Source organism: Microcoleus sp. FACHB-672 (assembly GCF_014695725.1).
Classification (GTDB): domain Bacteria; phylum Cyanobacteriota; class Cyanobacteriia; order Cyanobacteriales; family Oscillatoriaceae; genus FACHB-68.
In genome coordinates this window covers 43,260-55,344 of sequence record NZ_JACJOU010000009.1, presented here as the reverse complement: position 1 = coordinate 55,344, position 12,085 = coordinate 43,260, and the positions used below count along the sequence as shown (strand labels likewise).

The following is a 12,085-nucleotide window of genomic DNA, read 5'->3' as shown; positions in this document are numbered from 1 at the left end:
GTGATTCAATCCACCGCTCGGATAGTTCCCTTTTGCAAGCTATGAAACAAGCGGGAAATTAAATTTTGATCTTCGGGGCTGAGAGAGTCTTTAGAGAGCATAGCCGACATCAGCCAGTGTTGATCGACGCGGCTAATTTTGCGGGAAGTGAAGATGCGATCAGCAATTTGCTCGACGGAGAGTTGGGGACGGGTGGCTTGTGCTTGCATGGCAGTAAAGTTAGTAGAGTTAATGAGTTCCTATTTAAATATGCAACATAAGGCTAAACAAGCTGGTGATTGTAATGGGGATCAAAGGTGATAATTGGGTACGAGTTGAATGATGGGGATCACGGCAAAAATAAGTCAGGTGAGGTATAATTAGTTCACTAAACGTAAAATTTCACCGGCTCCTCCTGCAAGCAAGCCGGCAGCCTCACCATCAATAGCGCAGAATGCGAACGAGCTCTACAGCAACAAACTACGAGAAGTCAGAAACAATTTTTTCCCACTGAGACTGAATCATCTGTTTCACTTGTCCCAAAGGCACTTTAGCGATAAGTTGGGCATGGAAGTCGCCGGCAAGTGAGTGTTGGATGAAGCTGTCAGTCTAAAAGTTAACTCAGAAGTAGCATCAAAAAAGAAGGGGTGAAAAATGGGATATTCCGTTACCGTCAATAGCGACAACTTTGAAGCCGAAGTTTTTCAAAAATCTTTTGAGAAGCCGGTGCTGATAGATTTTTATGCCCAGTGGTGCGGGCCTTGTCAAATGTTAAAACCAATTTTAGAAAAAATCGCGCAAGAGTATGACTTAGTTGTTGCGAAAGTTAATATTGATGAAAATAAAAGTTTAGCCCACGATTACGAGGTAGAGGGAATTCCTGATGTGAGACTCATGCATCAGGGGGAAATGGTCAACAAATTTGTGGGCGTGTTGCCAGAACCTCAACTCAGAGGATTTTTATCCAACCATAATATAAAATCGGAAATTCAAATCGGCTTGGAATCCATTGATGGATATCTGGCTGATGAACAGATAGAAAAAGCTGAAGCGACTTTTAGAGATTTAGTAGAAAAATATCCAGAAAATCGACAAATTGCGATTGAAATGGCTTCTTTCCTAATTGACCTCAATCAGTTAGAAAATGCTGAAAAGTTATTGGATTCAGTGCCAGAATACGAAAAAGAATATTTCAGCAAAGCTCAAGCCGGCAAACAATTAATTATTTTAAAAAGAGCTTGCGACAACCCAGAAACAAACAGCGAAGCTGATCAAATGTTCCGCCAAGCATCCTGTTTGACCCTAGAAGGAGACTATGAAAACGCTTTGGAAATGTTTTTAGAAGTCATTGGAGAAGACAAAAATTATAAAAATGACGCGGCAAAAAAAGCGATGCTGGCGATCTTTACCTTGTTAGGCGATGAGAATCCCCTTACGAAAGACTACAGAAAGCAGTTGATGATGGCACTGTACTAACCGGCAAAGACAGACAAATTCTTCGCTACAAACTCAAAAATCAAAAATATAACCCTCAAAATTCCCCCTCCCCTGCATTTGAGATAGCAGTTCGATGGGCTAAGATAACGTTTGCACACCCGAACCGTAACAGGATAGGGAAACGCCGGTGAAAATCCGAGGCTGTGCGGCAGCTGTAAATCGATATGAGATGAGAGATTTGAGAGTTTAGATGGGAGATGGTTGGCAAAACCTGTCTCATCCAAAATCAAAATCGCTAATCGAAAATTGAGTGAGCCAGAATGCCTTCCTGTTACCCATTCACGCTAATTTTCCGCCTCGCACGGGAAAGGAACCCAGTTAATGCTTACTTCAAATTCACCCACTTTCAACGCCCTGTCGAACCCAACTGAGCCGCTGATTGAATTGCCGCCCCTGCCGGTGAAGCGCCCGCTATTAATGGTAGGTCACGGTAGCCGCGATAATGATGGTCGGCAAAATTTACTTGATTTTGCCGCTGCCTATCAAGCCTTAGACAACTCACGCCCAGTCGTGCCTTGTTTTCTAGAACTCACCGCCCCCACGATTCAGCAGGGCGTAGACGAGTGCGTTGAGCAAGGTTACACCGAAATGTCCGTGCTGCCTGTGCTGTTATTTGCGGCGCGTCACAACAAATTTGACGTGACGAATGAACTAGATCGGGCGCGGCAACGCCATCCCCAGGTGAAATTTCACTACGGACGTCACTTTGGAATTACTCCAGGCATTCTGGAGTTGTGGAAGTCGCGCTTGGCAGAACTCGACGATCCGCAGTGGAGTCGTTCAGATACTGTCTTGCTGTTTGTGGGACGGGGTTCCAGCGATCCTGATGCCAACGGCGACGTGTGCAAAATCGCCCGAATTCTCTGGGAAGGCAGCGGCTACCAAACGGTGGAAACTTGCTTTATCGGCATCACTCACCCGCGTTTAGAAGAAGGGTTTCGTCGCGCTAGTCTGTTCCAACCCAAGCGAATTATCGTCCTGCCTTATTTTCTGTTCACCGGCGTGCTGGTTAAAAAGATTTTTGACATCACCGCCCAACAGCAAGAGCAGTTTCCTGACATTTCGATGGTGTGTCTGCCAGAAATGGGAATTCACCCGCAGCTGATGGGTGTCGTGCGGGAAAGGGAGATTGAAACCCAATTAGGGCAGGTGCAGATGAACTGTGAAATGTGTAAATTCCGGTTGGCAGCCGGCAGTGGGCATAGTGACGATCATCACAATCACTCGCATGAAAATGGTCACCACCATCACCACGGACACAACCATTCTCATGCCGATGAAGATCCCTATGCTGATTTAGAGCAATATCACCAGCGAATTTGGCAAGCGCCTTAAAAAGCTGTCAGTCGACTAGCGCTCGGTACAGATTATGCAATTGGGAAGATAGACTGTAGATTCTAGAGAGTCTACAGTCTGTAAAGACTTGATTGCATCTGTAAAAAGTCTGCCGAGCGCTAATCGCTGATGTCTAAAGAATTTATTGTTGGCAAAAAAGTCCGAGTGGTGGCACTACCGTCTTACGTGAAAACAGCAGAACCGAAACCCATGCTGCGTCCACCGAATGTGATTCAGCTGGGAGAAGAAGGCATTGTGCTTGATCGGCGTCCAGGGGATTTTTGGGGTGTGCGCTTTGAAAACGGGGCTTACTTAATGGAAAGTCAGTATATCGAAGCACTAGAAGACAGCGTAGACGCTACTGCCGCTTCTGAGTGAAAATTGCCCGCTCAATAAGTTAAAAACAGGCAGAAAATTCTCAACCCTCAAGCAAGGGTGAAATTTTCTGGCCTTCATCTCTAAAATTGAACTTCAAACACGAAAATTTTTATGACTCGCTCAGCTACTCTAATTTTTAATCCGATTGCCGGTCAAGGCGATCCAGAGCAAGATTTAAGAACGATCTGGAAACTTTTGGAGCCAGATATTACATTAGATATTCAGATGACTAGCAAAGAAGTGGGCGCGAATGAGCTGGCAAAACAAGCGATTGAGCGCGGAATCGATCTGCTCATTGCTTCTGGAGGAGATGGCACTATTTCCTCAGCTGCAGATGCCGCCATCGGCACCGGCATCCCCTTTGCTGTCATTCCTAGGGGAACAGCGAATGCGTTTGCCGGCGCACTGGGGCTTCCTAACACAATCCAAGCCGCTTGCGAAACGATTTTAGGTGGCCATACCCGCGTGGTAGACGCGGCTACGTGTAATGGCAAACCAATGGTGTTACTCGCCGGCATTGGGTTAGAAGCTGAAGCAGTCGAACAAGCTGATCGCGAGTCTAAAAACTGGTTGGGAAAGCTGGCATACGTGATTGCCGGTTTGACAAAGTTAGGGGAAATAGAATCATTTGAAGCTGAAATAGAAATTGATAACTTCGTCAGTAAGGTTCAAGCAATTGCAGTCACAATTGCCAATGCAGCACCCCCCACATCGGTACTAGCGCAAGGGGCAGCCGGCGTGATTGCTGATGATGGTTTATTAGATGTAACAATTGTTACCTCAACAAATCAGTTAGAGGCTATTAACGCCATGACTAATTTATTGGGAACTGCTTTGCTAGGAACCGCTGCTGAGCGAGAAGATATTATTTACTTGCGGACAAAACGCATTAAAGTCACAACAGAGCCGGCACAGAAAGTCGTATTAGATGGAGAATTAATTGGCACAACATCGGTGGAAATTGAGTGCATTCCCGGGGGTTTAACAGTTGTGGTGCCGGCTACAGAAGAGACAACAGAACAGACAACAGACGAGGCAACAGACGAGACAACGGAAGAGCCAATGAGAGCTTTCGGTTAAAACCGCAGCCAAACAAAAAAACTCACTAACTCAGGCTAAAAACTTTAGCAAAGAAACGTAATATATCTGCATCGTGCCTTCAGGCACGATGCGCTATCATCTGCGGTCAAAAAATTAAAGTTTTCAAAAAAACTAAAAACTTCTACTTGAAAGTCGTAGCTGCCGGCAATTGCCGTAAAGATTGAATCGCAGTAACAGCGTGTTGAGCAACATTATCGATTTCTTCCTCAGTATTAAACCGGCCAATACCAAACCGAATTGAGGCATAAGCCAAGGTTTCTGGCAGTCCCAACCCTTGCAAAACATGGGAGGGGGCTATTTTGGCAGCAGTGCACGCCGAACCCGAAGAAACCGCAACCACCGGCTGCAACCCCAACAGCAAAGCCTGTCCGTCAACTCCCTCAACACTGATATTCAAGTTACCCGGTAGCCGCTGAATCGGATGGCCATTAAGATGAATACCTGGTAGCCGATTTAGCTGTTCCCAAAGCCTGTCTCTGAGTGCTTTTTGGCGTTTTGCCTCCGACTTTATTTCGGAAATTGCCAGTTCCACTGCTTTGCTGAACCCGACGATTTGCGGCGTGTAAAGTGTACCGGATCGCATTCCCCGTTCATGCCCTCCCCCGTGCATTTGGGGTGCTAGCTGAACTCTGGGGTTGCGTCGGCGCACGTAAAGGGCACCAATTCCTTTTGGGGCGTAAATTTTGTGTCCGGTTAGGGACATGAGATCGATAGTCATCGCCTGCACATCCAGGGGAATTTTTCCGATGGCTTGGGCAGCATCCGTGTGGAAAAGTACATTGCGATCGCGACACATCGCCCCAATTTCTGCTGCCGGCTGGATCACCCCAATCTCATTATTTGCCACCATTACTGATACTAAAATTGTATCGGGACGAATGGCTCGTTCTAATTGGGCTAAATCTATTAACCCATCACCGCACACGGGCAAATAAGTAATTTCAAATCCCAGTGTTTGCAAATACGCGCAAGGATCAAGCACAGCGTTATGTTCGGTTGCCACAGTTATAATGTGCCGGCCTTTGCTGAAATAAGCCTCTGCAACACCTTTAATCGCTAAATTATTTGCTTCTGTTGCGCCACTGGTAAAGACAATTTCTTCCGGTGTGGCATTAATCGCATCTGCCAAAATCTGCCTTGCTTGTTTAACAGCCGCTTCCGCTTCCCAGCCATACTGATGAGTGACGCTGGCCGGATTCCCAAAGTGTTCTGTGAAATAAGGCAGCATAGCAGCAAGTACCCGCTCATCAAGGGGAGTTGTCGCGTGATTGTCGAGATAAATAGGCCGGTGCATTTTTTTTAGAGGTTAGAGTTTTTTGTTGTCGGCTTCCTATCAACTTCAGGGTTTAAATTGAGGTTGTTTCTAATTGCCGACTGTAGAAATATTTAGTAATTGGGATTACCAAATTCGATTCTATGAAAAAAAATAATTAACTTTAGCTGCAAGCGCCATTAAAATTTTAACGCATCCAGTAATACTAAATCGAAGAAATTTCAAAACTCGTGTTTTCTGCCGGCATTTTATGGGGGTTCATCTGACATCAGCACACCATTCCCGACACACTCCAAAACTCGGCAGGCCAATTTATTCCTCTACTCATAGCTTACCGCTCCGCTGTAGGGGCTGTTGCGCGGATTCTCTCTTGCCGGCAACGTGACAAACGCTCTCTCAAATCCGCTCTAAATACTACAGGTACAGGCCGGCAACTTGCAAACCGCTATAAAAAGATACATTTCTCAATTTGACAAATATTCCTTGATGTGCCTTTTGTTATACCTAGTTATCAGCGGTTTTTCACCGGAGTTTTTTCTGCTTTATTGGTGCCGGCAGCAGACAGCGAGACATCCTAAGATTTAGGCGCTAATAATGCCTCAATAATGATTTATTCAGCCCCAATTTGTGAGCTAGAGGGCAAAAACTTGAAATTATTATAATTGTATTTGTTGATACAAACTTAATTCCATAAGCAGTGTTTGATTTGCTTATTCTTCGGAATTACCCCCAACTAAATATTAACTCACTTAAGACATCTTCATAATTCTTTATAAGAGAAAAAACGAGTGAGCAACAGACGTTTCATGTCTTTATCCCGCCGTCAGGTTATTCGGGGCATTTTAGCCACGACAGCCTTTGGAGTTACCTCGAAATTTGGAACTGGATGCAGTTCCTCAACCGGCACTAAAGCTAATTCCACTGGAGAAGGCAAGCCGATTGTGATGGGCTTTATTTATGTTGGCCCAAAAGATGATTACGGTTACAGTCAAGCCCACGCTGAAGGAAGGGCCGGCGTTGCTAAACTTTCTTGGGTAAAAACTGTTGAAGAAGCCAATGTTTCTGAAACGACTGCGGTAGAAGAAACAATGCGAAATATGATCGAACAAGACGGGGCAACCGTTTTGTTTCCCACCTCGTTTGGCTACTTCGATCCGCATATTTTGAAAATCGCAAAAGACTATCCTGAAGTTCAATTTATCCACTGTGGAGGACTTTATCAGGAAGGCGTTCACCCCTCAAACGCTGGCAGTTATTTTGGCTACATCGATGAAGCTGAATATATCGCCGGCATTGTTGCCGCCCATGCTTCCAAAACCGGCAAACTTGGATTTATTGCTGCTAAACCGATTCCTCAAGTGTTGAGAAATATCAACAGTTTTACCCTAGGCGCACGCAGCGTGAAACCAGAAGTGACAACTCAAGTTATTTTCACCGGCGATTGGTCAGTGCCGGTGAAAGAAGCGGAAGCTGCTAACAGTATGGCAGACCAAGGCATTGATGTTCTCACTTCTCATGTAGACAGCCCCAAAGTTGTTGTAGAAACCGCAGAAAAGCGCGGTATTTTCTCTAGCGGCTATCACGCGAATCAAGCAACGCTGGCTCCTAAAGGATATTTAACCGGCGCAGAATGGGATTGGACAAATGTCTATTCCAAATATGCCGAAATGATCAAAGCCGGTAAAACCTTAATGAATGGGGGAATTCCTCATATCGTGCGCGGCGGCTTAAAAGATGGATTTTTGAAACTATCGGACTATGGCCCAGCCGTCACAGCGGAAGCAAAAAAAGATGCTGAAGCTGCGAAAGAAAAGTTTCTCAGCGACAGCATGATTGTTTACAAGGGAGAAATTAAAGATAACACCGGCAAAGTAGTAATTCCAACCGGAAAAGATTTCAAACAGCAAGACGGTGAACTCGAAAAAATGAATTGGCTGGTTGCCGGTGTCGTTGGCAATGCCGGCAGTTAAAACGACTTCCCATCCCCAATGCCCAATGCCCATTCCCCATAAATTATGATTAACCGGCACAATTGGCGTGGAACCTCAGAAGCAGTCTGCATCCCAATCGCTGCCCTCCTCTGCTCATTAATTCTTTTTGGAATTTTTTGTGCCCTGGCGGGAGCCAATCCTTTCGAGGTTTATGGCTCAATTTACAAAGCAGCCTTTGGCAATTGGTACTCCTTTCAAAACACATTAATTCGGGCAGCTCCTTTAATGCTGAGTGCCCTTTGCACGGCGCTTCCCGCTCGTTTAGGGTTGGTCATTATTGGCAATGAAGGAGCGCTCGTAATTGGGGGAATTGGGGCTGTAGCGGCTGGACTCGCCCTTTCTTCCGCACCGGCAACCATTGTGCAAATGGGGATGGCACTTGCTGGCATGATTTGTGGGGGATTGTGGATCGGCGCGGTGGGAGCGTTGCGCCACTATCGAGCCGTGAATGAAACGATTAGCAGTTTGCTGTTGAACTACATTGCAATCGCCCTCCTCAACCATTTGGTGGGTGGCCCGATGCGTGACCCGACTTCCCTCAATAAGCCCTCCAGCTACCCAATTGCCGAGGTGAATATGCTGGGAACTATCCCCGGCACACGCGTTCACTACGGGCTAATTTACGGGTTAATTGCCTGTGCGCTCGCCTACTTCCTGATCCAGCGCACAACATTTGGTTTTGCAGCACGGACTGCCGGCGGCAATATCCGAGCAGCGCGAATTGCCGGTTTGCCGGTTGGCAAGTTAACAATGGCAATTTGTTTCCTCGCCGGCTCTTGTGCGGGATTAGCCGGCATGGTGGAAGTTGCAGCCGTGCACGGGCGCGCCAATGAATCCCTCAATGCAAACTACGGTTACAGCGGCATTTTGGTCGCCTTCATCGCCCGACATAACCCTCTGGCCGCGACTTTAGTCGCAATTTTACTTGGGGGCATCCTCGCCAGCGGCGGGATTTTGCAACGAGCGCACGGACTTCCAGACGCAACAGTTTTAGTATTTCAAGGGCTAGTTTTCTTGGTCGTTCTGTATAGTGAATCGCTCTACGGACGGTTAGCAATCTTTAAAGAAGGTATCGGGAAAAAAGGTCAAGGTCCAGGGCCGGATTCCTTACCTCCTATCCCAAATCCTCAAGCACCCATTCCTAGTTAACCACATTTAAATCTCAGAAAAATAAGGATAAAAAAATGAGTGCAGAAGCATTAGGTTGGTGGGGAGTTCCTTTAGCAATTGCTGCCGGTACGCTGCGAGGAAGTGCGCCATTTCTGTTTGTTAGTTTGGGGGAATGTATAACAGAAAAAAGCGGCAAAATTAACTTGGGATTAGAAGGAACCTTGCTCACCGGCGCAATGCTCGCTTACGCCATTTCATATCTAACAGGCTCTCCTTGGTTAGGGGTATTAGTCGCAGGGATTGCCGGGATGCTGTTAGGATTCATTCACGCCTGGCTTTCCCAGCAGCCGAGGGTGAATGATATTGCCGTTGGCATTGCCATGATTATCTTCGGGAGCGGTATTGCCTTTTTCTTTGGCAAACCTTTTATTCAACCTTCAGCACCGCAATTGCCGACAATTGATTTAGGGGCTTGGAGTTCTTTACCTCAGATCCAATCTGCCTTAAAAATCAGCCCACTTTTTCTAATAGGCGTGATCATTGCTCCCCTAATGCAGTGGTTTTTTAAATCAACTCGTTGGGGTTTATTTATCCGCGCGGTTGGTGATAGTCCAGATGCCGCAAAAGCAATGGGAATTTCTATCTTTAAAGTGAGAATGCTCAGCATCGTCGCCGGCAGCTTTTTAGCCGGGATTGGGGGCGCTTACTTATCTCTTTATTATCCCGGTAGTTGGAATGAGCGGATTTCTAGCGGACAGGGACTAATGGCAGTTGCACTCGTCATTTTTGCGCGTTGGAATCCCATCCAATGTTTGTACGCTTCTTTACTATTTGGTGGGGCACAAGCAATCGGGCCGGCTTTGCAATCAGTCGGCGTCAATTCACATTATTATTTATGGAATGCTTCGCCTTACATTCTAACTTTAGCAATCATGATTATTACCTGTTCTCCGAAACGAACTTTAACAGGTGCCCCTGGCGCGTTAGGAACAAACAGTTAGCAATTAAATCTCGATTCATTCAAAATTCGTACATTTGAAATTCAAACTTGATTATGGGACGTTTTGTTGAAGCCGATCCTTATCCCTATCCCTATAATGGCGATCTGCGTCCAGAAAATACTGTTCTGCTGATTATTGATATGCAGACAGATTTCTGCGGTGTTGGTGGCTATGTCGATAAAATGGGTTACGATTTATCACTAACTCGTGCCCCAATTGAGCCAATTCAACGAGTTTTAGAAGTTGCACGAGCTAAAAATTTTCATGTGATCCACACCCGCGAAGGACACCGACCTGATTTATCTGATTTGCCAGAAAATAAGCAGTGGCGTTCACGTCAAATTGGTGCCGGCATTGGTGATCCTGGCCCTTGTGGAAAGATTTTAATTCGAGGTGAAGCCGGCTGGGAAATTATTCCAGAACTTGCACCTTTGCCAGGAGAAACTGTGATAGATAAGCCGGGAAAAGGGTCTTTTTATGCAACGGATTTAGATTTACTGCTCAGACGCAAAGGCATCCAAAATATAGTTTTAGCCGGCATTACCACGGATGTCTGCGTTCACACAACGATGCGGGATGCGAATGATCGCGGTTATGAGTGTTTGCTGCTTTCTGATTGCACCGGCGCAACGGATTATGGCAATTATTTGGCGGCTTTGAAAATGATCAAAATGCAAGGGGGCGTTTTTGGAGCTGTTGCAGATTCACAAACGTTTATTGAAGGGATTGAAAAATAGTTCATGGAAGCGAGGAATTATGGACTTTTTAACCGCAAATAAACGCAGATGTAGGCGTAGGCTGACGTTAAGTACATATAAATAGGATGGATGTTTAAAATGACACAAATAGCAGATACGTTTACTCAGGAATCAGCCGGCAGGACTCAACAGTCAATTCCGCCACCAGAATTGGAAGTGGTGAATATGACTAAGCAATTTGGGAAGATGGTGGCTTTAGATAATGTTTCGCTGCATCTAAAACCGGGAACTTTTCACGCATTGCTGGGTGAAAATGGCGCGGGGAAAAGTACGCTAGTGAAGTGTGTGATGGGTTTTTATACGCCCACAACTGGAAATGTTTTGATCAATAAACAACAGCGCACAATTTCTAGTCCGCGTGATGCACATAAATACGGCATTGGGATGGTGTACCAGCATTTTACTTCGGTGCCGGCGATGACAGTGGCGGAAAATTTAGTGCTTTCTCGTTTTGATAGTCCTAATTTAATTAATTGGAAAGCGGAATCTGAGCGATTACGGGAATTTATGCAAACGGCTCCTTTTCAAGTTCCTCTAGATACTCCCATCGCTCAATTAGCTGCCGGCCAAAAGCAAAAACTGGAAATTCTAAAACAACTTTACTTGCAAAATCGCATTTTAATTTTAGATGAGCCAACTTCGGTTTTAACTCCGCAAGAAGCTGATGAAGTTTTAGGGTTGTTGCGCCAAGAAGTGACTGCCGGCAACTTAAGTGTGTTGATGATCAGCCACAAGTTTCGCGAAATTATGGCATTTGTGGATGAAGTCACGGTGTTGCGTAAAGGCAAGTTTGCTGGTCACGGAATCGTGAAAAATCTCACGGTTTCAGATATGGCGCAGATGATGTTGGGTGAGCAACGAGAAGCACAGCCGGTTGAAAAAACAGCGCATTTTGAAGCAATTTCTGTACTACAGATTCAAAATCTTCACGCCAATAAAGACAATGGGTTAGAAGCTGTTTCTGATATTAATCTAACCGTTCATAGCGGTGAAATTGTGGGAATTGCCGGCGTTTCTGGCAATGGTCAGCGGGAGTTGGTGGAGGTACTTGCCGGCCAACGTTCTGCCACAGCAGGACAGGTTTTGGTGAATGGCGAAGTTTATAAAGCCACACGCGCCCAGATGTTCCAGCACAAGGTTTGTGTGCTGCCAGAAGAACCGCTTCGCAATGCCTGTGTCCCTCACATGAGTGTGGCCGAAAACCTTGCTTTTCGGACGTTTGACCGACCTCCCCAAGCCAAAGCCGGCACTTTTCTCGTTTTGCGGGCAATTCGCCAGATGGCTGAAAAATTGATTCACGCGTTTTCAATCAAAACGCCTTCTCCAGAGACGCCGGTGGGCAATCTTTCGGGGGGAAATGTGCAGCGAACGGTGTTAGCGCGAGAACTTTCTGGCGATCAAATTAAGCTGCTAATTGCTGCAAATCCCTGTTTTGGTCTTGATTTTGCGGCTGTGGAGTACATTCACGGTCAAATTGTTGAAGCGCGAAATCGAGGGGTTGCAGTGTTGTTAGTTAGCGAAGATTTAGATGAATTGCTAAAACTAGCAGATCGAATTTTAGTCATTAGTGAAGGCAAATTTGCTTATGAAAGTACGATTGCTGAGGCAGATTTTGCAACAATCGGTCGTAGTATGGCCGGACATTAATCATTGCTAATTTCT

11 protein-coding genes are annotated in these 12,085 nt (G+C 45.9%); 9 read left to right on the top strand and 2 right to left on the bottom strand.

All coding sequences use genetic code 11. The annotated features are described in order from the left end of the window. Nucleotides 1-5: 5 nt before the first annotated feature. Nucleotides 6-209: a hypothetical protein gene (locus tag H6F56_RS05795; protein WP_190665913.1), complete on the bottom strand. Its 204-nt coding sequence runs from the start codon at nt 207-209 to the stop codon at nt 6-8. Between the two features lie 424 nt (nt 210-633). Here H6F56_RS05795 and trxA point away from each other — a divergent pair, with 424 nt between their 5' ends. The 4 genes from trxA (at nt 634) to H6F56_RS05775 (ending at nt 4,269) form a co-directional block, all read left to right on the top strand. Beyond that, on the top strand, nt 634-1,455 hold the full coding sequence (gene trxA, locus H6F56_RS05790; RefSeq protein ID WP_190665912.1) for a thioredoxin: 822 nt from the start codon (nt 634-636) through the stop codon (nt 1,453-1,455). Between the two features lie 342 nt (nt 1,456-1,797). Beyond that, on the top strand, nt 1,798-2,811 hold the full coding sequence (locus H6F56_RS05785; RefSeq protein ID WP_190665911.1) for a sirohydrochlorin chelatase: 1,014 nt from the start codon (nt 1,798-1,800) through the stop codon (nt 2,809-2,811). A gap of 129 nt (nt 2,812-2,940) precedes the next feature. Continuing rightward, nucleotides 2,941-3,189, top strand: coding sequence for a regulatory protein SipA (gene sipA, locus H6F56_RS05780; protein WP_190665910.1), 249 nt, complete (start codon nt 2,941-2,943; stop codon nt 3,187-3,189). 111 nt (nt 3,190-3,300) lie between these two features. Further along, nucleotides 3,301-4,269, top strand: coding sequence for a YegS/Rv2252/BmrU family lipid kinase (locus tag H6F56_RS05775; RefSeq protein WP_190665909.1), 969 nt, complete (start codon nt 3,301-3,303; stop codon nt 4,267-4,269). A 142-nt stretch (nt 4,270-4,411) separates the two neighbouring features. On the opposite strand, the gene H6F56_RS05770 is transcribed toward H6F56_RS05775, so the two are convergent. Then, a complete protein-coding gene (locus H6F56_RS05770; RefSeq protein ID WP_190665908.1) occupies nt 4,412-5,584 on the bottom strand; it encodes an IscS subfamily cysteine desulfurase in 1,173 nt (390 codons plus the stop codon). Nucleotides 5,585-6,369: 785 nt separating this feature from the next. Between H6F56_RS05770 and H6F56_RS05765 the strand changes: the two genes are divergently transcribed. The 5 genes from H6F56_RS05765 (at nt 6,370) to H6F56_RS05745 (ending at nt 12,070) form a co-directional block, all read left to right on the top strand. After that, nucleotides 6,370-7,533 carry a BMP family ABC transporter substrate-binding protein gene (locus tag H6F56_RS05765; RefSeq protein ID WP_190665907.1) on the top strand — a complete coding sequence of 388 codons (1,164 nt, stop codon included), beginning with the start codon at nt 6,370-6,372 and terminating at the stop codon, nt 7,531-7,533. 45 nt (nt 7,534-7,578) lie between these two features. Beyond that, complete coding sequence (locus H6F56_RS05760; protein WP_190665906.1) at nt 7,579-8,703, top strand: ABC transporter permease; 1,125 nt, start codon at nt 7,579-7,581, stop codon at nt 8,701-8,703. Nucleotides 8,704-8,738: 35 nt separating this feature from the next. Then, on the top strand, nt 8,739-9,665 hold the full coding sequence (locus tag H6F56_RS05755; protein WP_190665905.1) for an ABC transporter permease: 927 nt from the start codon (nt 8,739-8,741) through the stop codon (nt 9,663-9,665). A 53-nt stretch (nt 9,666-9,718) separates the two neighbouring features. Continuing rightward, complete coding sequence (locus H6F56_RS05750) at nt 9,719-10,402, top strand: cysteine hydrolase family protein (RefSeq protein WP_190665904.1); 684 nt, start codon at nt 9,719-9,721, stop codon at nt 10,400-10,402. 99 nt (nt 10,403-10,501) lie between these two features. Next, nucleotides 10,502-12,070: an ABC transporter ATP-binding protein gene (locus H6F56_RS05745; RefSeq protein WP_190665903.1), complete on the top strand. Its 1,569-nt coding sequence runs from the start codon at nt 10,502-10,504 to the stop codon at nt 12,068-12,070. Nucleotides 12,071-12,085: the final 15 nt, after the last annotated feature.

Excerpts from the sequence above, each read along its gene's own strand:
- H6F56_RS05795 (WP_190665913.1), bottom strand. The coding sequence starts at position 209 with ATGCAAGCACAAGCCACCCGTCCCCAACTCTCCGTCGAGCAAATTGCT.
- trxA (WP_190665912.1), top strand. The coding sequence starts at position 634 with ATGGGATATTCCGTTACCGTCAATAGCGACAACTTTGAAGCCGAAGTT.
- H6F56_RS05785 (WP_190665911.1), top strand. The coding sequence starts at position 1,798 with ATGCTTACTTCAAATTCACCCACTTTCAACGCCCTGTCGAACCCAACT.
- sipA (WP_190665910.1), top strand. The coding sequence starts at position 2,941 with ATGTCTAAAGAATTTATTGTTGGCAAAAAAGTCCGAGTGGTGGCACTA.
- H6F56_RS05775 (WP_190665909.1), top strand. The coding sequence starts at position 3,301 with ATGACTCGCTCAGCTACTCTAATTTTTAATCCGATTGCCGGTCAAGGC.
- H6F56_RS05770 (WP_190665908.1), bottom strand. The coding sequence starts at position 5,584 with ATGCACCGGCCTATTTATCTCGACAATCACGCGACAACTCCCCTTGAT.
- H6F56_RS05765 (WP_190665907.1), top strand. The coding sequence starts at position 6,370 with ATGTCTTTATCCCGCCGTCAGGTTATTCGGGGCATTTTAGCCACGACA.
- H6F56_RS05760 (WP_190665906.1), top strand. The coding sequence starts at position 7,579 with ATGATTAACCGGCACAATTGGCGTGGAACCTCAGAAGCAGTCTGCATC.
- H6F56_RS05755 (WP_190665905.1), top strand. The coding sequence starts at position 8,739 with ATGAGTGCAGAAGCATTAGGTTGGTGGGGAGTTCCTTTAGCAATTGCT.
- H6F56_RS05750 (WP_190665904.1), top strand. The coding sequence starts at position 9,719 with ATGGGACGTTTTGTTGAAGCCGATCCTTATCCCTATCCCTATAATGGC.
- H6F56_RS05745 (WP_190665903.1), top strand. The coding sequence starts at position 10,502 with ATGACACAAATAGCAGATACGTTTACTCAGGAATCAGCCGGCAGGACT.